The sequence below is a fragment of the Haloprofundus sp. MHR1 genome (assembly GCF_005155585.1).
Taxonomy (GTDB): domain Archaea; phylum Halobacteriota; class Halobacteria; order Halobacteriales; family Haloferacaceae; genus Haloprofundus; species Haloprofundus halophilus.
This window is the reverse complement of the sequence record NZ_CP039833.1, coordinates 2,184,121-2,206,982: the sequence shown is the minus strand read 5'-3', so window position 1 is coordinate 2,206,982 and position 22,862 is coordinate 2,184,121. Positions and strand designations below refer to the sequence as shown.

Below are 22,862 nucleotides of genomic sequence, written 5' to 3'. Positions count from 1 at the left end.
ATGAATGCTACGCTACAAGTAACTGCGGTCAGTTTCCGGTGTATCGGACGGTAGGCGGACTGTGAAGGTCACGTAGCGCGTCTCGTATGTGAGCCGTCGCCCCGCGTCGCTCTCCGACAGATGAAAACGAGAGGTAGTCGACGTGATTCGACTCGAAGCGAGTCGAACGACCCGAGACGCTTCGGTCTGGCTCGGTTCAGTCCGGCTCGGTTTGGTTTAGTCCGGCTCGGTTCGGTTTAGCACAGTCTGCTTCGCGTTCTCTCCGCTCGACGTTCCCTCCGCGAGTTACGCCGCCTCCGCGAGTTCTTCTCGAACGGTCCGGAGGAACGACTCGGGGTGTTCGACGTGCGGCAACAGCATCGCGTCGTCGAAGACGACCAGGCGCGCGTCGGCCTCGTCGGCCAGCGCCCGGCCGTCCGACAGCGGCGTCACGTCCGCTTCGCGACCCCAGACGAGTGTCACGGGCACGTCGAACTCCGAAAGCGTCCCGCCGAGGTCGATGTCGGAGTTGAGGTAGCCGCTGACGAACGAGGCGGGCGCGAAGCGGGCGTTCTTCTGGTGGGTCGTCCGCCACTGGTAGTCGACCCACTCGTCGGAGAGGTTCGAGGTGTCGTAGTAGCCGTGGTCGGCGCTGAAGTAGCGCAACGCGCGACGCGAGGTGATGGTGTTGTACGCCGCCGTGCCGAGAAGCGGCGCGCGGAACAGTTCGCGAAGCGCCTGCTTCGGTTCGGGGCCGGCTTTCGTCGTCGGACAGACGAGAATCAACTGCGACACGTCGGCGTCGCGGGCCGCGGCGGCGGCGTACGACGCCGTCAGCGACGACGCGAGTACGGCGGGTTCGTCGAACTCCGCGAGGAACTCCGCGACGAAGTCCTCGTACAGCGCCGCCGAGTAGCGAAGCGGCGGGCGGTCCGACCGGCCGAATCCGGGGAGGTCGGGCGCGACGACGTGGTACTCCGAGGCGAGTTCGGTGAAAATCTCGCGGAACTCGCCGCTCGACCCGGCGGCGTTGATGCCGTGTAAGAGCACGAGGTCCGGGTCGTCGGGGTCGCCCGCCTCGGTGTAAGCGACGTTCATCCCGCGCCAGCGATACGTCCGCTGCTCGCCGATGAGCGCCGGTTCGAGTTCGCCCGCGCCCTGCGTGAGCATCCGGTTCGCGGCCGCGACCGCGCCGATACCGAGCGCAGCGCCGCCGACGGCTCGTCGGAGTTTCATACGGGAGCGACGGGGGCGAGAGACTTGATAGCTACGCCCGACTCACGTGGAGAGTTCCGGGGCGAGTCGAACTCAGCCGTCGCGTTCGAGACACTCTCGCAGCGGTTCGACCAACTCGTCGGCGACGGTGTAGGGGTCTGTCTCGCGGGCGACGACGGCGTCGACGAACGACTCCATGCCGCCGCGGCGGTCGATCTCGTCTTCCAACAGTTCGCCGGTGTCCTCGCGGAGGAGCGTCCGAATCTCCTCGGCGTAGCGCGTCCGCGCTTTCTCGGTGAGACGCCCCGAGCGTTCGAGGTACGCGCGGTGCTCCGAGAGCGTCTCGATGAGCTCGTCGACGCCGTCGCCGGAGGTGGCGACGGTCTCGACCACGTCCGCGGTCCACCCCTCCTCGCCGTCGCCTCCCTCGCCGTTCTTCTCGCTCTCGTCGGGACTGTCGGCGACCTCGGGTTTCTCGAACCCGCCGCCAGCGCCGTGGTGGCCCAGGTCGAGGTTGGAGGTCGGGTCGCCCTGGAGGTGGATCATCTCTTCGAGGTCGGCGACCGTCTTGGAGGCCCCGCTCATGTCGGCTTTGTTGACGACGAACACGTCGCCGATCTCCAGAATTCCGGCTTTGAGCATCTGTACGTCGTCGCCGCTGCCCGGTTGGACGAGGACGACGACGGTGTCGGCGGTCCGGACGACGTCGATTTCGTTCTGCCCCGCCCCCACGGTTTCGATGATGATCTTGTCCTTGCCGAACGCGTCGAGGGCTTTGACGGCGTCACCCGTCGCGGTCGAGAGGCCGCCGAGGGTGCCGCGGGCGCTCATCGACCGGAAGAACACGTCCATGTCGCCGACGTTCGACGCCATCCGGATTCGGTCGCCGAGGACTGAGCCGCCGGTGTACGGCGAGGAGGGGTCGACGGCGATGACGCCGACGGTCTCGCCGCGGTCGCGGTAGCTCTTGGCGAGTTTGTCGACGAGCGTCGATTTTCCGGCACCGGGACTACCGGTGACGCCGACGACCTCGGCGTCGCCGGTGTGTTCGTGCAGCGCCGAAACGAGTTCTCTGTAGCCCGACGAGCGGTTCTCTATCTTCGTGATGGTCCGCGCGAGCGCGCGGTGGTCGCCGCCGAGCAGGCGCTCGACGAGGTCGACTTCTTCCGCTCGACTCATGCGCGGTCGGGCGCGTGCTGTCTGACGAACTCGATGGTGTCGGCCATCGGCGTCCCCGGGCCGAACACCTCGGCGACGCCCATCTCCTTCAACTCGGCTTTGTCGTCGTCGGGGACGATGCCGCCGACGAGGATGAGCGTGTCCTCGAACGCGCCGTACTCCTTCAGCCCCTCGATGACTTTCGGGACGAGCGTGTTGTGCGCCCCCGAGAGGATGGAGATGCCGAGGACGTCGACGTCCTCCTGCACCGCGGCCTGGACGATCTCGTCCGGCGCGCGGTGGAGTCCCGAGTAGATGACCTCGAATCCGGCGTCGCGGAAGGCGCGGGCGATGACGTGGGCCCCGCGGTCGTGACCGTCGAGTCCGACCTTCGCCACGAGACACCGAACCGCTCTCTGGTCTGCGTCTGCGCTCATGGGGCGAAATTCGCCATCCGTCGCTTTGACTCTAACGGATAATCCGGACAAACTACGCCGCTTTCTCCGGTGACGACACCACCACACTTATATAAACTATGAATACAGTCTTGTTCACAGATGAAAAGACCGATAGCACAACTCGGAACGCAGAAGAAAACGTTCGGACCACGGCTGGAGGCGTTCGTCATCGACGTCGTTCTGCTGGCGGTCATCGCCGGTGCGTTCGCCGGCGTCGGCGCGGCGATCAGTATGGACATCCTCGTACTCGTGATGGTCGGCGCGTTGCTCCTCCCACCGTTCTACTTCGTTTACATGGAAGCCGCCTACGGGCAGACGTACGGGAAGAAGTACTCGAACATCGTCGTCGTCAACAAAGACGGCAGCGACGTCGGCTTCGTCGGTTCGTTCGTCAGAAATCTGCTCCGGGTCGTCGACGGCCTCCCGTTCTTCTACCTGCTGGGCATCGCGCTCATCTACTTCACCGACGACGCCCAGCGCGTCGGCGACATGCTCGCGAAGACGGTCGTCGTGGAGACGGAGTGACGAGGCGGAACCGCCGATAGTCGTTTTTCGACGTTTCGTAGCAGTTCGCATCACCGGACGTTCGCATCTCTGGCGTTCGTATCACGGACGTTCGTATCACGGACGTTCGCATCTCTGGCGTTTGCATCTCCGGACGTTCGTGCCCGCACGCCGACTCACCCGAGCGTCACGTCCAGATACAGCATCACCACCACGCCGAGCATCGTTCCGAGCGTCGCTATTCGCTCGTGTCCGCGGGCGTGGGTCTCCGGGACGATCTCGTCGCTGATGACGAACAGCATCCCACCCGCGGCGAAGCCCATCGCGTACGGGAGAATCGGCTCCGCGATGCCGACCGCCCACGCGCCGAAGACGGCGAGCGGAATCTCGACCAAGCCGGCGCGGACGCCCGCCAGCGCCGCGTAGAAGTACCGGCCGAGGCCGGCGTTCAGCGCGGCGACGGAGACGGCCAACCCTTCGGGGATGTTCTGTAATCCGATGGCGAGCGTCAGCGCGAGCGCGTTGCCGAGATTCTCGGAGCCGAACGAGACGCCCACGGCGAGGCCCTCCGGCATGTTGTGCAGCGTGATGGCGACGATGAACAGCAGGACGGAGGCCGTCCGCGGGTTCCCGCGGCCGGGGTCCTCGCGGACGCGGCCGGTGATGACGACGTGGACGTGCGGCACCCAGTCGTCGGCCCTATCGAGGACGGCGACGCCGGCGAGGATGCCGACGACGACCGGCAGGATCCCGCCGATGGCGATGCCGGGGAGGATGAGACTCGTGAAGCTCGCCGAGAGCATCACGCCCGCGGCGAAGCCGAGCGCGCCGTCGAGCGCGCGCTCGCTCGGGTTGCGCCAGACGAGCACGACGAGCGCCCCCAGCGTGTTGAGCACGGCGATGACGACGCCGCCGGCGAACCCCTGTACGACGGGGTTCGTCCCGACGAGGCGGACGAACAGTTCCTCGGCTGCGACCATCTCGAATCGTCTCGTGTGAGAGAACGACGGGGTGGAGGATAAGTTCGAGGCCGATTCGGGGCGCTCAGGTCGACTCGTTTGGCTTCCCTGGCTCACCTGGCTTGCCGACGTGTTCGTCGAGGAACTCCACGATGGACGCGTACGCGGTCTTTCGGTTTTCGAGCTTCGAGAAGCCGTGGCCCTCGTCGTCGAAGACGAGTTCGCGCACCGGGACGCCCCGCTCGCGCGCCCGTTCGACTATCTGGTGGGCTTCGCCGACGGGCACCCGCGGGTCGTTCTCGCCGTGGAGGACGAACAGCGGACACTGGATTCGGTCGATGCTGTGGATGGGCGAGATGGATTCGAGGAACTCCCTGTCCTCTTCGAGGCTGCCGTACTCGGCCTCGCGGAGTTCGCGCCGCCACTCGCCGGTGTTCTCGAGGAACGTGACGAAGTTGGCGATACCCACGATGTCGACGGCGGCGGCCCACAGTTGGGGGTACTCGGTCACCGACGACAGCACCATGAACCCGCCGTAGGAGCCGCCCATGGCGACGATTCGGTCGGGGTCGACGGAGGGGTGGTCGTGGAGCCACTCGACGGCCGCTTTGATATCCTTCACCGAGTCCATCCGCTTCTCCACGTCGTCGAGGTGGCCGTACGCTTTCCCGTAGCCCGCCGACCCGCGGACGTTCGGCTCGAAGACGGCGTAGCCGTGGTTGAGCAGGAACTGTTTGACGCCGTTGAACGAGGGGCGGCGCTGCGCTTCGGGGCCGCCGTGGATGTCGACGACGACGGGCGTCTTCGACTCGTCGCCGGCGCGTTCGGGCAGCGAGAAGAACGCCGGGATGTCGCGGCCGTCGAACGTCGGGTAGTGGACGAGTTCGGGTTCGACGAACGTGTCGCGGGGGATGCCCGCCGTCGACGCGCGGGTCCACCGCTCGGTCTCTCCGGTCTCCACGTCGACGACGTGGACGTTCGTGTTGTCGGTGCTCCGCGTCGCCGTGATGGCGAACCGCTCGGCGTCGGGGCCGAAACTCACGCCGCCGGCGACGCCCTTCGGCAGGTCCGGGTCCGGCAGCGGGTCGATGCTATCCGGGCCGTCCAAGGTGCCGACCGACAGCTCGGTGTAGCCGTCGACGTTGCGCGAGTAGACGATTCGTCCCGTCTCGTCGTCGATAGCGACGCCGTCGATGTTCCACTCCTCGTCGCGTTCGACAGTGGTGAACTCGCGGGTTTCGAGGTCCAACCGGGCCAGGTCGAGCGTGTCGCTGTCGCGGTCGGTGACGAGGTAGAGGCTCTCTCCGTCCGGCGACCACTCGACGCTCTGGTAGCGGACGTTCCCCTCGTGCGGCGTCACGTGTTCGAGGTCGCCGGTCTCGAGGTCCAACACGGAGACGTCCATGTCGAAGTTCGAGTACGCCTCGTGGACGACGAGTCGGTCGTCGTCGGGCGACCACCCGCCGACGTTGAGCCAGCCGCTACCCTCGTGGACGAGCGTCGCGTCGTCGCCGGTCTCCTCGCGGCCCTGGACGTAGACGTCGAAGACGGACTCGTCGCGGCGGTTCGAGGTGAATGCGAACCGCTCGCCGTCGTGGCTCCACCCGCCCCAGCGGTGTTTGGCTTCGGGGGTCGCGGTGAGGTCCGTGATACGACCGCTGGCGACGTCGAGCAGGTGGAGCTGTTGGCGCTCGTTGCCGCCCTCGTCCATCCCGAAGACGAGTTCGGGGCGCTCGGGTGACCACGAGACGAACGTGACGCGTTCGTCGTAGAACGTGTGCTGTTCGGGCCACTCGCCGGGTGCGCCGACGCTCCACACCTGGGGGGTTCCGGTCGTGTCCACGAGGAAGGCGATGCGCGCTTCGTGCTCGTCGAAAACCCCGCCGGGACCGAACGACGCGCCCCCGGCGCTACGGACGTTGAGATACCGCTCGATGTCGTACGTTTCCATATCTCGGTGTGTCTCGCCCGTACCAAAACGATTCGCCTCGCGGAACCGTAACGGAAAATTTCCGGGCGAGCGCCGATAATCCGACGGGGTCCGCCAGTCTAACGCGGCTCCGTACGCGAGTCTCTCGCGGCGCCGAACGTCGCCGCCTCGAAACTCTCGGGACTGCTATCGGGACTATGCCGCGGTTTCCTGTGTGTTGTTAACGAATAACAATCTCCCGGATTATCGTCCACCACCTATGCTCACATCCCGACAACGGCGGGCGTCGAGGTACGTCGTCGGTGCGGTCGTCCTCGCACTCCTCGCCGGGACGGTTTTCGCGGGCGTCGGCCCCCTCGCCGCGCTCGGGGCACAACCGGACGAAGCGGCGGTCGAGACGACACAGGCACAGACACAGCAGACGGACGACCCGTTCGGCGGAACCGTCGAGGGCGACCGGAATCTCTCGGCGGCGAACACCAGCATCGTCGGACAGAACGCCACCGACCGCGCCGGGTGGCGCGTCGTGCCCGCGGGCGACGTGAACGGCGACGGCGAAGGAGACGTACTCGTCAGCGCGCCGCGCGCCGACCGAGGGAACGCGACGAATGGGACGCCGAACGTCGGCCCCGACGCCGGCGCGGTGTACCTCTTCTACGGCCCCGTCGACGCCGAGCGACTGAACGTCTCGGAGGCGAACGCCACCTTCGTCGGGAGCGAAGGCGGCGACCTCGCCGGGTCGAGCGTTACCGCGGGCGACGTGAACGGCGACGGGCTGAGCGACGTGGTCGTCGGCGCACCGGGCGTCGACGGCGGTACCGGGGCGGTCTACGTCCTGTTCGGCTCCGAGGACCGCTCAGGCGTCGTCTCGCTGGCCGACGCGAACAGCACCGTCACGGGTCCGGCGACCGGCGACGAGTTCGGTCGCTCGCTCGCGGTCCTCGGCAACGGGAGCGACGAGTTCGCCGACGCGACGAACGCGACGACCCTGCTCGTCGGCGCGCCGTACAACGACAGTACCGGGACCGACGCGGGTGCAGCGTACGCGTTCGACGCCACCGCGCTCGCGGCGGACGCGTTCGAGAACGCCACGAACGCGAACGCCACCTACGTCGGCGAGGGGACGAACGACCGCGCCGGCTGGTCGCTCTCGTCGGCGGGCGACTTCGACAACGACAGCCGAGTCGATTTCCTCGTCGGCGCTCGCGGCAACAACAGCAGCGACGGCGCTGTCGACGCCGGCGCGGCGTACGTCGTCACCGACGCCGCCGACGCACTCGACGCCGACGCGGGCGAGCGCTCACTCTCGAACGCGACGCTGAAACTCGGCGGCGTGGGCGAAGGCGACAACGCCGGCTTCGCCGTCTCCGACGCGGGCGACGTGAACGCCGACGGGTACGACGACGTGCTGGTCGGCGCGCCCGGCAACGACACGAACGGGTCGAACGCCGGCGCCGCGTACCTCGTCTACGGGGGAGGCGACGACGACGACGGTGACGACAGTGACAGTGCAGAACCGGGGACGCGCTCGCTGAGCGACGCGAACGCGACGCTGTACGGCGTCGGCGCCGGCGACCAGGCCGGATGGTCCGTCTCGGGCGCCGGTTCCGGCGACGTGAACTGCGACGAGTTCGACGACGTGCTCGTCGGCGCGCCGCGCAACGGCACCGACGGTTCGAACGCCGGCGCCGCGTATCTCGTCTACGGCGGCGACGCGCTCGCCGGCCCGCAGAGTCTCGCCGACTCGAACGCCACGTTCCGCGGCGCGAGTCCGAACGACCGGGCGGGCTTCTCGGTCTCGGACGCGGGCGACCTCAGCGGCGACGACAGGGAGGATATCCTCGTCGGCGCGCCGTACGCCGATAGCGACGAACCGGGTGCGGGCGCGGCGTACCTGATTCAGGGCCGCTGCGATGTCGAGCAGCCACCGGAGCCCTCCGACGGCGACGGGGCCGACCGACCCGGTGGTCCGAGCGACGGCGACGGAGACGGCCCGCGCGACACGCCGACCGAGCGGCCGGAGCCGACGGCGCAGCCGGTGTCCGCGGAGTCGCTCGACTGCGAACAGCTCAGATTCGCCAACCCGAACGAGTTCGCGGTGAACCTGAGCTACACCGTCGTCTACGACACCGAGGGCATTCCGGACGCGGAGACGGAGTACGTCGTCCTCGAACCGGGAGAGACGCGCCTCGTCAACGACTCGGCTATCGGTGCGGACTCCTTCAACCAGTCGACGATACGCGTCAGCGCCGAACGCGAGGGCGGCGACGCCGAGCAGGTGCCGGTGAACGACGGTCCCAGCGCGAGCCTCGACGGCATCCGCTGCGGCGGTGACCCGAACATCAACGCGACGGCGGCCGACTGCGGGGAGTTCGTCCTCGAAAACTCGAAGCCGTACGCGGTGAACGTGACCTACGACGTCGTCGTCGAGAACGAGTCGGTGGCGACTCGGAACGTCACGCTCGCGCCGGACGAGACGCGCGTCGTCAACGACAGCGAACTTTCGCCGTCGAATCCGGACCTGAACGTCTCGGTCGAACTGACGGCCGAACGGGTCGACAACGGGGCGGTCGTCTTCGTCAACGGACAGCAGTTCGAGACGCTGCAGATAACGCCGTGCCCGCCCGACCCGTCCGAGATTCAGTCGATAAACGTCACGTCCGAGGAGTGCGAGAACATCACCATCTCGAACCCCAACGAGTTCGCAGTCAACGTCTCGGTCGTCCCGAACCTCGACGGGCCGCCGAACCAGTTCGTCGAGCTCGGACCGAACGAGTCGGTCACGGTGGAGAGCGCCGAACCGACGGACACGCGGTTCGCGGCGTACTCGGACGAGATCGACGCGCGCGTCCCGGTCAACGGCGTCGAGCAGGCGGACGTCGAAATCGCGCCGTGTCCGGAACCGCAGGATATCGAGGTGACGTCGGCCGACTGCGAGGCTGTGACCGTGACCAACCCCAACGAGTTGAACGCGACCGTCAGCTACCGACTCTCCAACTCCGAGGTGGTTCGCTCCGTCGAACTCGCACCGGGCGAGACGCGAGTCGTCGAAGACGAGACGTTCGGCGGCGAGACGGTGGTGTTCTCGGCGGTCCGTGGCGACGGTTACCGACTGCAGGTCGACGGCGCGGACACCGCCGAGATAGCGGTAGCGGAGTGTCCGGCGACCGAGACGCCGACTGAGACGCCAACCACGACACCGACCGAAACGCCAACCGCGACGCCGACCGAAACGCCAACCGCGACGCCGACGGAGACACCGACCGAAACGCCGACCGAAACACCGACCGAGACGGAAACGGACACTCTGACAGAGACAGCCACGGAAGAGGAGACCGAGACGCCGACCGAGACGGAAACGGAGGCGCCGACGGAGACCGACACGACCACAGTCGAACTGCTCGCCGGTTCGGTGACCACGTCCGCGAACGCCTTCCCGCTGATGGCGGCGCTCGCGCTTTCGCTGCTGGCGCTGCGGCGCTACTACCGCCGCTGAGGGCGGTTCCAGCCGTCTCCGCCGCGGCGTATCAATCGAATGGCATGGATTTTTATCACCGCCCGACATTCCGCTTCGTATGCGTGTCGCGTTCGTCTCGATGCTCACGACGCATCACGAGGAGACGCCGGTAACTCGGCGAACGCGACGAATCGTACGATATCTGTCGGAGCGCGGCCACGAGGTGGTCGTGCTCTGCGCGAAGTGGTGGGGCGGCGACGTCCACGAGTTCGAACACGAGGGAATCACCTACCGACGGGTGACCGACGAACCCGCTGCGCGCGGGTTCGCCTCGAAACTGCCGTTCGCGCTCCGGAAGGTGGGCGCCGACGTGATTCACGCGACGAACACGCCGCCCGGACAGGTCGCCGCCGCGAAGACGGCCGGGCGTTTCCTCCGGACGCCCGTCGTCGTCGACTGGTGGGACGACGTCGACTACGCCCCCTCGGGGTACCGCCGCGCCGCCAAGCGCGCCGATCTGGTCGTCGCACCGTCGCAGACGGTGAAGACGCGGGTCAGAGAGCACGGCGCGTCCGAGAGCGACATCGAAGTCGTCCCCGAGTGCATCGACACGTCGCTCGTCCGCGACGCCGACAGCGACGAGCGAGCGCAGTTGGTTTACGCGCGACACCTCGACGAGCACGCCAACGTCGAGTCGTTTCTGCTCTCGCTGGCGGAGCTCCGGGACAGGGACTGGTCGGCCGCCGTCGTCGGCGACGGCCCCGAGCGAGAACGCGCCGAGCGAACGGCGCGAGACCTCCGCATCGACGACCGGGTGACGTTTCTCGGCGCGCTCTCGGACGCCGAACTCGTCTCCGTGCTCAAAGGCGCGCACGTGTTCGTCCAGACCGCGGAGCGCGAACCGTTCGCGCGGAACCTCCTGTGGGCGCTCGCCTGCGGCTGTGTCAGCGTCGTGGAGTATCAGGTCGGGTCGAGCGCGCACGAACTCGTCGAAGGCCGCGAGCGGGGGTCGCTGGCGACCAGCCCCCAGGAGATAGCCGAGCGCATCGCCGCCGCCGGCGCGTTCGACCACTGGACGGACGACGAGGCGTACCGCGAGTACGACTGCCAGAACGTGCTCGACCGGTACGTCGACTGCTACGAACGCGTCGTCGCAAACTACGGGCTGTTCTGAGTCCGAGTACCGAAACCCGCGAAGCCCGGGAAGCCGGGGAAGCCGGGTTTCGCCGCGGTACGTCGACTACTCCTCGTAGTCGCCGCCGTACTTGATGAAGAAGTAGCCGAGACCGAGCGTCGCGACCATCGAGAACGTCGTCGCGACGCCGATGGACATCGCGCTCTCGGGGACCTGGGGAACGCTCGAACCACCGCCGCCACCGCCGCCGCCGCTACCCGCGTCCTCGGAGACTTCGATGGTGCCGACCATCCCGGCGCTCTCGTGGGGTTCGCAGACGTACTCGTACGTCGCTTCCTCCTCGAACGTGTACTCGTACGTGTGGCCCTCGTCGTAAATTTCGGTCTCTCCCCAGTCGCCCTCGTTCGGGACGACGTTGTGGCCGTCGGAGGCCCACTCGAAGACGACCGTCGTTCCGGGGGGAATCGAGAGCTCCTCGGGGTCGAATGCGAGCCCGTCGCTTCCGGCACCGACCGTGACGGTCTCGGTGCCGCCGCCACCGCCGCCCGACCCGCCCGCGGACTCGTTGCCCGACGACTCGTTTCCGGCGGACTCGTTGCCTGCGGTTTCGTTGGCGGCCGTCTCGTTGCCTGCGGTTTCGTTGCCCGAGGACTCGTTTCCGGCCGTACCGTTGCCCTCTTGGGCGGCCGCGGTCGTCGCCCCCGCCACTGTCGCGGTCGCACCGGCCGTCGCCCGGAGGAACGTGCGCCGCGAGATAGCGTCCTTACTCATGGTGGCGAGTTAGAAACGGTCGGTAGTGAATACTTTGGTTCGTACCCGCCCGACGTGCGGAAGTTCATATACGGTGAGGGGACCATCGCGGCCGTGCGCTGAGAACCGCCGCGGTTCGGCACAGCGGGTGTGCGGCCGACCGACCGCGGAGACGACGCTGCGGCCGCCTGTACGCCAACGACCGGTACCCATCGGGTCGTCCGTCGAGGCGGCTATTCGTCGAGGTGGTCGTCCGTCGAGGTGGCTATCCGTAGAGAACGACCGTCTGCCGAGCGGCCCCGTTCAGAGCGTGTAGTCGTGTTCGCCCGTCTCGGTCTCCAAGAACGCCGTCAGGAGGTCGATGGTCGCCGACACGTCGTCGACGTGGGCGCTCTCGGTCACCGTGTGGAGGTAGCGCGTCGGGACCGAGAGCGCGCCGACCGGCTTCGCGCCGCGGGTGTTCTGGAAGCCCGCGGTGTCCGTCCCGCCCGCGGGTAGAATCTCCAACTGGTACGGAATCTCCTCGTCCTCGGCCACCGACCGGAGTCGACGGTGGACCTTCGGGTTCGTGATGACGCTCGAATCCTTGAGTTTGATCGCCGTTCCGTCGCCGAGTTCGGTGACGTAGTCGGCGTCGTCGAACTCCGGCACGTCGTTCGCGACGGTGACGTCGAGCGCGACGGCCAGGTCGGGGTCGAGGTCGCCGCCGAGAGCCGTCGCGCCGCGGAGGCCGACCTCCTCTTGGACCGTCGCCGCGAAGTGAATCGTCACCTCGGGGTTCTCGATGCGGCGGGCCGCCTCCAGCATCGCGAACACGCAGATTCGGTCGTCGAGCGCCTTCCCCGTCACGTGGTCGCCGAGTTCGACCGTGGTCTGGTCCATCGTCACGAGGTCGCCGCGGGAGACGCGCTCGCGGACGTCGTCGCCGGAGCGACCGAGGTCGACGTGGACGTCCTCGACTCTGTCCTTCTCCTCGCGCTGCTCCTCCGAGAGCGTGTGGGGAGGGACGGACCCGATGACGCCCGGGAGGTCACCGTCTTCGGTGTGGACGGTGACGCGCTGGGCACGGAGTACGCGGGCGTCGAACCCGCCGAGGGGGTCGAGCTGAAGGAACCCCTCGTCGGTGATGTGTCGGACCATGAAGCCGATCTCGTCCATGTGCGCCGCGACGGCGACGCTGTAGTCGCTCTCGCCCTCGATAGTGCCGACGACGTTCCCCATGGCGTCGGAGGTGACGCGGTCGGTGCTCGCTTCGAGTTCGCGGCGGACGAGTTCTCGGATTCGGTCCTCGTACCCGGGGACGCCGCTCGTCTCCGTGAGTTCCTGTAGAAGTTCGAAGTCGAAATCCATGCTGAGTGGTGGCCGACCCGGGGGAAAAACGCACGGGTCCCGGCGGTCGGTACCGGAAAACAACTCACAACTCGTTCTTCATGGTTCCGGAACGTTTTTGCGCCGGATACGTCCATGGATAGCTATGGCAGACGAATCTACCGAAGCGGAACTCCGTGCACAGCTACAGGAAGCTTTCGAGGGCGCAGACTACCCGGTCAGCAACCAGATGGACCTCGTTCCCGCGCTCCCGAACGGGCCAGGCACGCGCTTCGAGGCGGGCGACGTGAGCTTCACCGCGATGGAGATGGCGGCGAAACTCGGTAGCCACCAGGACTTCCCGTACGAAGACGCCGACACCCTCGTCGACGACGTGATGGAAGGCCTGCGCGCCGAAGGGATGCTCTAAGTTCCGAGAGTTTCTTCCGACTCTCTCCCCCGCGACCAGCGGCGCGTGACGCGTTCAGTCGCCGCGTCGCTCCCGGCCGTGTTCGTCGCAGAGCACCGCTCCCGCCTCGGAGTCGAGATAGAACGGCTCACCGGCCTCGACAGCGCGGCCGCAGACCGCACAGCCGTCTCCGTGCCGGAGAAAGTACTTCCCTTCCGCGCGACCGGTCTCCAGTCGGTCGGCCTCGACGGCGGGACGCGTGAGTCCCTCGCCGATTTGGGTTCGCTCCGAGTCGTCCGCGGCCTCGAATCGGATGATCGGCACGGTGTCGTTACGACTGCGGCCGACAAAGCTTCCGGGGCGAGCGATTCTTAATCGTCCGCGTCCAACCACGACTGTGCTTTCGGAGTGGCTCGCCCTGTTTCCCCCGTGGCTGCTCGTCGGTCTCTTCTTCGGAGCGATGGCGTCGGTGTTCGCCGCCGGGGTGTTCGTCGTCGGGGGCCGACTGTTCCCGACGGCCCCTGTCGACGAGAGCGAGAGAGTCGACGGAACGACTCGACGACGCGCCGAGATTCGAGAGTATCTCGCCGCCATCGGCGAACCGTTCGCCGAGGACCACCCGGTCCACGGGCAGACGGTCGCGTTCTACCTCCCGTCGCGGGACGTCGCCATCACGTTCGACGCGCAGGCGTACTTCCGTATCGAACGCGCCGGAACCTACGCCGTGCTCTGCGAACACGAGATGCCCGGCGCGCAACTCGGTCGGCGACTCCCGTTCGAGGTACCGGAACTCGAACCCGAACTGGCCGACCTCGACGACCCCATCGCCGAGGCGTTCGAGCGTCTCGGTCTCCCGGCGACGGCCAGTGCCGACGACGTGAAGGCGGCGTATCGCGCGCAGGTCAAGCGCGCCCACCCCGACCACGGCGGCGACGAGGTGGCGTTCAAACGCGTCCGCGAGGCGTACACGACGGCGAAAGACCACGCCGAAGCGTGAACGCGGTGAAGAGCTCAGCGGCTGGCGAGTTCGGTGACCTCGTGAGAGATGTCCTCGTCCCGGAGCGCGTCGGTGACGCGGCCGACGGCGTCCATCGTGGCGACGACGAGAACGGACTGTCCGCGCGCTGCAGCGCCGGCAGCGACTTCGCCCGCGGCGACGGTGACCGCGGGTTCGACGCCCGCCGAACGGAGCGCGACGGTCGCTTCGACGCCCGCGGCGACGACGATGTCGGCGCCGGCGCAGCGGTCGGCGAGCGCGTCCGCGTCGACGACGCGACTGCCGCCCGTCCGAACCGCCGGGACCTGGACGACGGTGACGCTCCCGGTGTCCATCTCGATGACGCCCTCGAACCCGGTGACGCCCACGTCGGTCCCCGCCTCGGCGTCGGTCGTCGCGACGCCCGTCGCCGGCCCCTCGTCGCCCGGCGTCGCGTGCAGTAGCCCCCCGCGGATGGACAGCGAGACGGGGTCGCCGGCTTCGACGTCGGCGGTGGCGATGGCGGCGTCTTCCTGGACGCTCTCGAGGACGTCCTCGGTCACGTGTTCGGCGTAGCGTCGCAGCGATTTCGCCTCCCGAAAGAGCCAGTCGACGCCCTCCTTCGTCACGCGGTAGCGCGACCGACCCTCCTTGTCGACGAGTCCCTCGTCGACGAGTTCGCGGATGTACTCGGAGACGGCTTGGCTGGTGACGCCGACCGCCGAGGCGATCTCGCCCTGGCTCACCGCCGGTTGCCGGTCCGCGATCTCGGCGAGGATTCGAAATCGCGTGGCCGTGCGTTTGTCCCGCAGGGCGTCGCTCATGTCGCCAGGGTAGACCGGCGGCGTGAAAAAGTCACCGTCGCGGCGGCGCCGTCGAGCGGAGAACAGCACCGATTTGGCGACCGGGGTCCTCCCCGCTCACGTGTCCGAGTTCGTCGTCGGCGACCGCGCCGTCTTCCTCCCGGCGAGCGGGACGCTCGTCGTCGCCGACCTCCACGTCGGGCGCGACGAGGCCTCCGACGTGGAGGTCCCGCTGGGCGAGCGCGCGGACCTCCGAGACAGACTCGCCGCGTCGCTCGACCGGTTCTCCCCCGCGGAAGTCGTCTTCGCGGGCGACGTGCTCCACTCGTTCGGTCGCGCGTCGGCGGCGACCGAAACGAGCCTGAACGGACTGACCGCCGCCTGCCGCGACCGCGGCGCTCGGCCCGTCCTCGTCGCCGGGAACCACGATACGATGCTGTCGTCGGTGTGGGACGGGCCGGTTCACGACGAGTATCGACTCGTCGGAAAGCCGGGAGACGACAGCGGCGGCGGTGGCGAGGAGAGCGAAGTGCTCGTCTGCCACGGCCACGAGGACCCCGACGGGGTCGCCGACTGCTACGTCGTCGGCCACGACCACCCGACCATCACCATCGAGGGGCGACGCCGACCCTGTGTCCTCTACGGACCCGGAACCTACCGCAGCGGCGACGTGCTGATGCTCCCGGCGTTCAACCGTCTCGCGCCGGGCGTCGAGGTAAACGGGATGCGGACCCGCGATTTCCAATCGCCGCTGGTCACGGACGCCGACGCGCTCCGACCGCTCGTCTACGACGACGCGGCGGACGAGGCGCTGCGGTTCCCACCGCTCGGGAAGCTTCGGCGGCTGCTCTGAGCCGAACCCACTTCCGAATCGGAACGTCGTTTCGCGCGGAGCGAACTGGTTTACGACGTTCCGTTGGCCCCTCACTCATGGCACGAGTGTTCAAATCCCCGGCCAGCTACGTACAGGGAGCGGGCGTCGCCGACCAACTCGGCGAGCACACCGCAGCGTTCGGCGAGTCGGCGCTGTTGCTCGCCGACGAAATCGTCCTCGACATCGTCGAAGAGACGGTCCGGTCGAGCCTCGAATCGGCCGATATCGAGCTGTCGACCGTCACCTTCGAGGGCGAAGCCTCCGACGCGGAGATCGAGCGCGTCACCGACGAAGCCGAAGAGCAGGGAGTCGACTTCATCGTCGGCGCGGGCGGTGGAAAGACGCTTGACACCGCGAAGGCCGTCAAGGAGGACGCGACCATCCCCGTCGTCTCGATGCCGACCGTCGCCTCGACGGACGCGCCGACGAGCAGCCTCTCGGTCATCTACAGCGAACACGGCGAGTTCGAGCGCTACCGCTTCTACTCGTCGCACCCCGAACTCGTGCTCGTCGACACCGCGCTCGTCGCGTCGGCCCCGACTCGGTTCTTCACCTCCGGCGTCGGCGACGCGCTCGCGACGTGGTTCGAAGCCGACGCGACCTACCGGTCGACGGGGACGACTATCTTCGGTGAGCGGCCGACGCGCAGCGGTCACGCGCTCGCGGAACTCTGTTACGAGACGCTCCGCGAGCACGCGCTCTCGGCGGTGCAGGCCGTCGAGCGCGACGCGGTCACGGAGAGCGTCGAAGCCGTCACGGAGGCGAACACGCTCCTGAGCGGGTTGGGCTTCGAGAGCGGCGGCCTCGCGGCGGCGCACTCGGTGCACAACGGCCTGACGCAGTTGGAGGCGACCCACGACGCGACCCACGGCGAGAAGGTGAACGTCGGGACGCTGACGCAACTGGTGTTGGAGGGCAAGGACGACGCGTTCGTTCGCGACATCTTCGAGTTCTCGGAGGCGGTCGGCCTCCCGGTGACGCTCGCGGACATCGGCCTCGAAGACCCGAGCCGCGACGACCTCGACCGCGTGGCCGAGGCCGCCTGCGTCGAAGACGAGACAATCCACAACGAACCGTTCCCGGTCGACCCTGCGATGGTCCGCGACGCGTTGCTGACCGCCGACGCGCTGGGACGACAGGTTCGCGAGCGGTAACGGCAAACGAGAGCCGCGTCAGTGCGTCAGTCCGCGCCTTCCGCCTCGCGCGCACGCTGACGTTTTCGGGACTCGTGTAGTTGCGCGCAGACGCCGCCCTGTCCGCGCATGTTCACCGACGCCAAGCGACCGCGGCGGCGGACGAGGTCGAACTGGTCGACCGAAATCGGGTCTCCTTCCGGCGTGCGGAACAGCGGACCCGACTCGAAATCGACGCCGACCGACTCGGCTTTTTCGACGTAGTCGACGAGCGAGTCGCGCGGGACGCAGAGCCGTATCGCGCCGTCGGCGACCGAGACAATGGCTCGCTCGCTTTCGGGGCCGAGAGGGTCGAACGTCACGTCGGCGGCCGAAAGCGAAACGAGTTGTTCCGGGGTCGCCCCCGCGTCGAGCAGCGCGTCGAGGGCACGGTGCTGACGGACGATTCGCGCCTTCTCGTCGAGCTCTCGGCGCACTGCGTCGAGGTCGCCGTCGGCGTCGTCGAACGCCTCGGCGAACGGGCGGTCGTCGTTTATCCCGTCGGTGAGTTCCGTCTCGTGGACGTGGTCTTCGAGGACGACCCGAGTTCGGGCGACGCCGGGGAGCGACTCGACGGCCGCGCGTGCATCGCTCATCATGAGCCACGCGAACGCGGGCGAACACCACGCCGTCGGCAGCGAGAGGCGGACCGTCACCGACTTGCCGCGGCGGTCGCCGTCGGCGGCGACGCTGCCGCCCTCGTCGTCAAGGTCGATGTCGGTGACGTAGTCGAGGTCGACGATGGAGCGGTCGAGCTCCGGGTCGGTGACGCCGTCGAGCGCGTTCAGAATCGCACTGCGACGTGGTGTGACCGCACTCGTCGGGGGGTCGCTCCGCAGACGTTTACCCGCCATCAGTCTGCGGCCGCGTCCGCGGCGTAATGGTCGCCCAGTCCGAACTGCTCGGATATCTCGTCGGACTGGAGTTCCTTCTTCTTCTCCTCGATGTCGATGTCGTAGAGGCGGGCGGCGTTCTCGCCCATCACCTTCTTCATCACCTCGGTCGAGAGTTCGACGCCGTACTCGTCGCGCTGCTCGGGGGTGAGCTCGGCTTCCATCACCAGTTCGACGAGCCAGTCGGGGTTCCACAGCGCGTAGTCGCTGCCGAACAGCAGGCGGTCCTCTCCGAGCCAGTAGAGCAGTTCACCCATTATCTCGCCGAACTTCCGTGGTCGGTTCTGCACCATCGGTGCGGCGACGGCGAGGCCGCCGTAGACGTTCGGTTCCTGTGCGGCGATCCAGCAGAAGTCGTCGAGTCGAGGGAGACCCACGTGTTCGACAACGAAGTTGAGTTCGGGGAAGGAGGTGGCCGCGTCGTCGACGTCGGCCACGTCGAAAGCGTCGCGGTTCAGCGGTCGAATCGTCGGCCCCTTGTGCGGGTGGACGTTCTCGATGCCCAGTTCGCTGCACTTCTCGAGGAACTCGAACGTCTCGGGGTCGTCGAGTCGCCACCCCTTCGAGTCACCTTTCCACTCGGCGGTGTAGAGCTTCACGCCGTCGACGTCGTACTCCTCCTTCTGTCGCTCCAGTTCCTGCTTACCCGCCTCGCCGTCGCGCGGGTCGAAGCGGCCGTTGACGATGAACCGTTCGGGGTACCGGTCGACGAGTTCGGCGTTGTCGTCGACGGTGTTGAACCCCTCCTCGTAGAACTCGTGCAGGTGCGTCGGCTGGAAGATGGCCATGTCGACCGCACCGTTGCCGAACAGGTCCTCGACCATCCGGTCGGCGCTGTACGTTCGGTACTCGTCGAGCGTCCACTGTCGGTCCTCGGGGGTGAAGCCGGTGTGGTAGTCGTAGAAACAGCGGATGAACTGCTCGCCGCCGTCGTGCTTAATGTTCTCCTCGCTGGCGTCCCAGTGGTGGACGTGCGCGTCGACGACGAACACGTCCTCACCGCGTTGACGGTACATGTCGGGCTGATGTTTGGGAACATACTACATTATCTTTCGTTATGTTGTCGGCGGGAGAAACACTGTGTCGGAGGAGAGTCTCTCGCGATACTGTAAATCCGAGAACAGTTATACAGTCGCAAGTGACAGTAGCTACCACGATGCAAGCTGCGAGATTACACGAGTACACCGACGACATGGAGCACGCGCTGTCGATAGACGAAGTCGACCGACCGGAGCCGGGGCACGGCGAAGTCGTCGTCGAGGTCGAAGGCGCGGGCTGGTGTCAGACGGACAACCACATCATCGAGGGGATGTGGACCGACTACGTCGAACAGGAGCTTCCGATGACGCTCGGCCACGAGAACGCCGGTACCGTCGTCGAGACGGGGGACGGCGTCGAGACGGTCTCGGAGGGCGACTCCGTCATCTGTCACCCGGTGATGACCTGCGGCGTCTGTCGCGCCTGCCGGATGGGCGAGGACATGTACTGCGAGAACCTCAAGTTCCCCGGCCTCACGACCGACGGCGGCTTCGCCGAGTATCTGCTCACCTCACAGCGGTCGGTGATTCCGCTGCCCGAGGGGACCGATACGACGGACATCGCCCCGCACGCCGACGCCGGAATCACGGCGTACCACGCCGTCAAGAAGGCCGTCAGAGAGCTGAACCCCGGCGACCACGCCGTCGTCATCGGCGTCGGCGGCCTCGGTCACATCGGCCTGCAGTGTCTGAACGCGATGAGCGCGACGAACATCGTCGCCGTCGACCTGAAAGACGAGGCGCTGGACCTCGCGACCGAACTCGGCGCGCACGAGACGGTGAACCCGACGAACGTCGACGTCGCCGACGCCGTCGACGACATCACCGACGGTGCGGGCGCGCGACAGGTACTCGATTTCGTCGGGGCCGACCAGACCACGGAACTCGCCCCCGACATCGTCTCCGCCGGCGGCGACCACCACATCATCGGCTACGGCGGCCACATCCACGAACCGTCGCAGGCGCTCGTCGACGGCGAGTTCAGCTTCGTCGGCAACATCGTCGGCAAGTACACCGAACTGCAGGAACTCGTCTCGCTCGTGGACCGCGGCGACGTCGAACTGCGCACCTCGCGGTACGGACTGGACGACGTGAACACCGTCGCAGAGAAGCTCGAACACGGCGAGATAGAGGGTCGCGCGGTCATCACGCCGTAGGTCGGTTCGACACCACCTACTGCAGGTCTTCGGCGACCGCCCGCGCCGCCTTCCGTCCGCTCTCCATCGCGCCCTGAATCGACGACCACTCGGTGTAGTCGCCCGCGAGGTACACCCAGCCGTCGGGGTCGTCCACGTCCGGGAGCGTCTCGTGGATGCCCGGCGGTTGGACGAACTGCGCGAACGGGACGCGCGTCGTCTTCAGCAGCCGAAGGCCGTCGAACGTCCGGTCGGGGTACCACGCCGACAGCTCCTCGCGCGTCCGCTCGAACAGCGTCTCCTCGTCGGCGTTCTGCGCGTTCCTGCCGAGGAACGTCGCGTTGAGGAACACCGTGTTCTCCGGCGCGTACTCGGGGGCGACCTCCGAGAGCGGGACGACCGTGTTGGGCGTGGCGTCGCCCGCGTTGAGCAGGAGTTTGCGGTCGGTGCCGAGCGACGCGCCGCCGCGAATCGCGTAGTACTGGGTGACGCAGCCGGTCCCCTCCGTCGGAATCGACTCGACGCCCGTGAGGTCGCGCGCCGCCTTCGGGTCCGCGGCGACGACGACGGCCTCCGAGTCGATCTCCTCGCCGTCGACGGTGACCGTGGCGCTCTCGTCCTCGTCGGCGCCTTCGACGGCCTCGACCGTCTCGCCCAGTCTGATCTCCGCGCCCGCCTCGCGCGCCTTCGCCGCCAACTGCTCGGGGACGGCCTGCATTCCGGCGGCGGGGACGCCGATTCTCCCCCGCGAGAGCGCTCGGAACGTGTACTCGAAGACGGATTTCGAGGTGCCGAGCGACCGGTCGAGCGTGATGCCGCCGTAGAAGGGGGCGACGAAGTTCTCGACGTACCCGTCGGAGAAGCCCCAGTCTTCGAGGTACTCGCGAATCGACGGCTCCTCGCCGGCGAAAAACTCCGACTCCCGGCGACTGGTGACGTGCTGGCGGAGCGCGAGCGTCCGCGCTTTGTCCCAGAGCGTCACCTCGTCGTTGCGGAGCGACTCGGTGAGCGAGCCGGGGTCCCGGAGCGGGTCCGACAGCACCGAGCGCTTGCCGGGTCGCGCGATGACCGCCCCGGGCGAGAACGTCCGCAGGTTCAGCGCGTCGAGGTCGAGTTCGCGCTGGACCGCCGGATACGCGGTGAACAGCACCTGGAACCCGCGGTCGAACGTGTACCCGTCCTCGCGTTCCGTCCGGACGCGGCCGCCGACTTCCTCGCGCTCCTCGTACACTGTGACGTCGAACCCCGCGCCGGCGAGGTGGCGGGCGGCGACGAGGCCCGCGAGACCCGCGCCGACCACGGAAACGGCTGTATCGTCTGGCATACACCACCGTTGGGTGGCGCGATACAAAGCATCACCTGACGGTCGGGTCGGGAATCGGCCCTCCCGCCTCGCTCCGGGCGACTCCGACCAACGGGAAGCGATTAGTCGCTTCCCTCGCAACGGCCGGTATGCAGAGCAACGAGGCGTTCTCCGGACTCGCGTGCGTCGACTGCGGGACGGTCCACGGCGCGGACGTTCCCGGTCGGTGCCCCGACTGCGGCGGCTTTCTCGACGCGCAGTACGATTACGACGCGGTCGACCCCGACTGGGAGTCGTTCGCGGGTGAGAAACGGGGGCTGTGGTCGTTCGAGTCGCTCCTCCCGTTTTCGGCGAGCGACGCCGCCAGCGCCGCCGAGGGGCGGACGCCGCTCGTGGACGCGCCCCGACTCGCCGAGGAACTCGGCGTCGGCCGCGTCGTCGTGAAAGACGAGGGTCGCAACCCGACCGGGACGTTCCTCGACCGAGGGATGAGCCTCGCGCTGACCGCCGCGAGCCAGCACGCCGAGAGCGACGACGTCGAACCGCTCGCGCTGGCGACGCCGGGCAACGCCGGCCAGTCGGCGGCGGCGTACGCCGGGCGCGTCGGTCTCCGCTCGTACTCGTTCGTCCCCTCGCGGTCGGCCTTCTCGAACAAGGCGATGATAAACGTCCACGGCGGCGAGATGCGCGTCGTCGGCGGGCGCTACCCGCAGGCGAAAGACGCCGTCGACGAGCAGCTGGCGACCGACTACTACTCGCTGCAGGAGTTCACCACGCCGTATCGCCACGAGGGCGCGAAGACGCTCGCCTTCGAGGTGGTCGCGGACCTCGACGGCGAGATTCCGGACGCCGTCGTCGTCCCCGCCTCGACGGGCGAACTCGTCGTCGGCCTCGAAAAAGGATTCCGCGAACTCCGCGAAATCGGGCTCGTCGACGACGTGCCGCCGTTGTACGCGGTTCAACCCGAGAACTGCGCACCCATCGTCGCCGCCGTCGAACGCGGTGCGGACACCATCGAACCGTGGGAGGTGCCCGACACCATCGTCGGCGAACTCGAAGTACCCGACCCCGAGGGTGGCGAACTCGCGCTCGCCGCGCTCGACGAGGCCGGCGGCGACGCCGTCGCCGTCTCCGACGACGACATTCTCGCGTCCGCCGTCGCCGCCGCGCAGCACGAGGCCATCGAGGTCGGTGTCGCCGGCGGTGCGGCACCGGCAGGCGCGTGGAGCCTCGCGGAGGAAGGTCGGTTCGACGACGACGACACCGTCGTTCTCGTCAACACGGAATCGGGACTGAAAACGCCCGACGTGCTCCGCAGTCACCTGATGGGACAGGGCATCTGAGTGGCGGACGACCGAGCGCGCATTCGCCCACCCCGCGCTTATCTGACCGACAGTCGTAGTCTC

Annotated in this window: 21 protein-coding genes; 9 read left to right on the top strand and 12 right to left on the bottom strand. The window is 67.7% G+C overall.

The genetic code is table 11. From position 1 onward, the window contains the following. Positions 1 to 285: 285 nt before the first annotated feature. From FCF25_RS11145 to FCF25_RS11135, 3 genes are all read right to left on the bottom strand, one after another. Positions 286 to 1,215 (bottom strand): alpha/beta fold hydrolase, encoded by a 930-nt coding sequence (locus FCF25_RS11145; protein WP_137048781.1) that lies wholly within the window; start codon positions 1,213 to 1,215, stop codon positions 286 to 288. A 72-nt stretch (positions 1,216 to 1,287) separates the two neighbouring features. Then, a complete protein-coding gene (gene meaB, locus FCF25_RS11140) occupies positions 1,288 to 2,373 on the bottom strand; it encodes a methylmalonyl Co-A mutase-associated GTPase MeaB (RefSeq protein WP_137048780.1) in 1,086 nt (361 codons plus the stop codon). Beyond that, a complete protein-coding gene (locus FCF25_RS11135; protein ID WP_137048779.1) occupies positions 2,370 to 2,789 on the bottom strand; it encodes a cobalamin B12-binding domain-containing protein in 420 nt (139 codons plus the stop codon). The genes meaB and FCF25_RS11135 overlap by 4 nt, the downstream gene beginning before the upstream one ends. Before the next feature lie 120 nt (positions 2,790 to 2,909). On the opposite strand from FCF25_RS11135, the gene FCF25_RS11130 reads away from it, so the two are divergent. Beyond that, complete coding sequence (locus FCF25_RS11130; protein WP_137048778.1) at positions 2,910 to 3,335, top strand: RDD family protein; 426 nt, start codon at positions 2,910 to 2,912, stop codon at positions 3,333 to 3,335. Between the two features lie 155 nt (positions 3,336 to 3,490). Here FCF25_RS11130 and FCF25_RS11125 read toward each other — a convergent pair whose 3' ends face one another. Together FCF25_RS11125 and FCF25_RS11120 are read right to left on the bottom strand one after the other, a co-directional pair. Continuing rightward, positions 3,491 to 4,294: a ZIP family metal transporter gene (locus FCF25_RS11125; RefSeq protein WP_117592102.1), complete on the bottom strand. Its 804-nt coding sequence runs from the start codon at positions 4,292 to 4,294 to the stop codon at positions 3,491 to 3,493. A 64-nt stretch (positions 4,295 to 4,358) separates the two neighbouring features. Then, on the bottom strand, positions 4,359 to 6,224 hold the full coding sequence (locus FCF25_RS11120) for a S9 family peptidase (RefSeq protein WP_137048777.1): 1,866 nt from the start codon (positions 6,222 to 6,224) through the stop codon (positions 4,359 to 4,361). Between the two features lie 238 nt (positions 6,225 to 6,462). On the opposite strand from FCF25_RS11120, the gene FCF25_RS11115 reads away from it, so the two are divergent. Beyond that, a complete protein-coding gene (locus tag FCF25_RS11115) occupies positions 6,463 to 9,699 on the top strand; it encodes an FG-GAP repeat protein (RefSeq protein ID WP_137048776.1) in 3,237 nt (1,078 codons plus the stop codon). Between the two features lie 79 nt (positions 9,700 to 9,778). Further along, complete coding sequence (locus FCF25_RS11110) at positions 9,779 to 10,834, top strand: glycosyltransferase (protein WP_137048775.1); 1,056 nt, start codon at positions 9,779 to 9,781, stop codon at positions 10,832 to 10,834. Positions 10,835 to 10,900: 66 nt separating this feature from the next. On the opposite strand, the gene FCF25_RS11105 is transcribed toward FCF25_RS11110, so the two are convergent. Both FCF25_RS11105 and FCF25_RS11100 read right to left on the bottom strand, forming a co-directional pair. Continuing rightward, complete coding sequence (locus FCF25_RS11105) at positions 10,901 to 11,566, bottom strand: plastocyanin/azurin family copper-binding protein (protein WP_137048774.1); 666 nt, start codon at positions 11,564 to 11,566, stop codon at positions 10,901 to 10,903. 282 nt (positions 11,567 to 11,848) lie between these two features. Then, positions 11,849 to 12,895, bottom strand: a complete 1,047-nt coding sequence (locus FCF25_RS11100) for a M42 family metallopeptidase (RefSeq protein ID WP_137048773.1) — start codon at positions 12,893 to 12,895, stop codon at positions 11,849 to 11,851. Positions 12,896 to 13,019: 124 nt separating this feature from the next. On the opposite strand from FCF25_RS11100, the gene FCF25_RS11095 reads away from it, so the two are divergent. Further along, the gene (locus FCF25_RS11095; RefSeq protein ID WP_117592113.1) at positions 13,020 to 13,283 is read left to right on the top strand and encodes an MTH865 family protein; all 264 of its coding nucleotides are present in this window, start codon (positions 13,020 to 13,022) and stop codon (positions 13,281 to 13,283) included. A 54-nt stretch (positions 13,284 to 13,337) separates the two neighbouring features. Here the strand turns inward: FCF25_RS11095 and FCF25_RS11090 are convergent, their stop codons facing one another. Beyond that, entirely contained in the window at positions 13,338 to 13,586 is a 249-nt protein-coding gene (locus tag FCF25_RS11090; protein ID WP_137048772.1) for a hypothetical protein, read from the bottom strand. Positions 13,587 to 13,659: 73 nt separating this feature from the next. On the opposite strand from FCF25_RS11090, the gene FCF25_RS11085 reads away from it, so the two are divergent. Further along, complete coding sequence (locus FCF25_RS11085; RefSeq protein WP_137048771.1) at positions 13,660 to 14,259, top strand: J domain-containing protein; 600 nt, start codon at positions 13,660 to 13,662, stop codon at positions 14,257 to 14,259. Positions 14,260 to 14,273: 14 nt separating this feature from the next. Here the strand turns inward: FCF25_RS11085 and FCF25_RS11080 are convergent, their stop codons facing one another. Next, entirely contained in the window at positions 14,274 to 15,062 is a 789-nt protein-coding gene (locus tag FCF25_RS11080; protein WP_137048770.1) for a MarR family transcriptional regulator, read from the bottom strand. 100 nt (positions 15,063 to 15,162) lie between these two features. Between FCF25_RS11080 and FCF25_RS11075 the strand changes: the two genes are divergently transcribed. Together FCF25_RS11075 and FCF25_RS11070 are read left to right on the top strand one after the other, a co-directional pair. Further along, positions 15,163 to 15,894: a metallophosphoesterase gene (locus FCF25_RS11075; RefSeq protein WP_137048769.1), complete on the top strand. Its 732-nt coding sequence runs from the start codon at positions 15,163 to 15,165 to the stop codon at positions 15,892 to 15,894. Between the two features lie 77 nt (positions 15,895 to 15,971). Continuing rightward, positions 15,972 to 17,069, top strand: coding sequence for a glycerol dehydrogenase (locus tag FCF25_RS11070; protein WP_117592121.1), 1,098 nt, complete (start codon positions 15,972 to 15,974; stop codon positions 17,067 to 17,069). A 26-nt stretch (positions 17,070 to 17,095) separates the two neighbouring features. On the opposite strand, the gene FCF25_RS11065 is transcribed toward FCF25_RS11070, so the two are convergent. After that, complete coding sequence (locus FCF25_RS11065) at positions 17,096 to 17,941, bottom strand: iron-sulfur cluster assembly protein (RefSeq protein WP_137048768.1); 846 nt, start codon at positions 17,939 to 17,941, stop codon at positions 17,096 to 17,098. Beyond that, a complete protein-coding gene (locus FCF25_RS11060) occupies positions 17,941 to 18,996 on the bottom strand; it encodes an amidohydrolase family protein (RefSeq protein ID WP_117592125.1) in 1,056 nt (351 codons plus the stop codon). The genes FCF25_RS11065 and FCF25_RS11060 overlap by 1 nt, the downstream gene beginning before the upstream one ends. A 140-nt stretch (positions 18,997 to 19,136) precedes the next feature. Between FCF25_RS11060 and FCF25_RS11055 the strand changes: the two genes are divergently transcribed. After that, positions 19,137 to 20,174: an NAD(P)-dependent alcohol dehydrogenase gene (locus tag FCF25_RS11055; protein WP_137048767.1), complete on the top strand. Its 1,038-nt coding sequence runs from the start codon at positions 19,137 to 19,139 to the stop codon at positions 20,172 to 20,174. Positions 20,175 to 20,190: 16 nt separating this feature from the next. Here the strand turns inward: FCF25_RS11055 and FCF25_RS11050 are convergent, their stop codons facing one another. After that, a complete protein-coding gene (locus tag FCF25_RS11050) occupies positions 20,191 to 21,477 on the bottom strand; it encodes an NAD(P)/FAD-dependent oxidoreductase (RefSeq protein ID WP_137048766.1) in 1,287 nt (428 codons plus the stop codon). Positions 21,478 to 21,605: 128 nt separating this feature from the next. On the opposite strand from FCF25_RS11050, the gene FCF25_RS11045 reads away from it, so the two are divergent. Next, positions 21,606 to 22,799 carry a pyridoxal-phosphate dependent enzyme gene (locus FCF25_RS11045; RefSeq protein ID WP_137048765.1) on the top strand — a complete coding sequence of 398 codons (1,194 nt, stop codon included), beginning with the start codon at positions 21,606 to 21,608 and terminating at the stop codon, positions 22,797 to 22,799. Positions 22,800 to 22,862 lie beyond the last annotated feature (63 nt).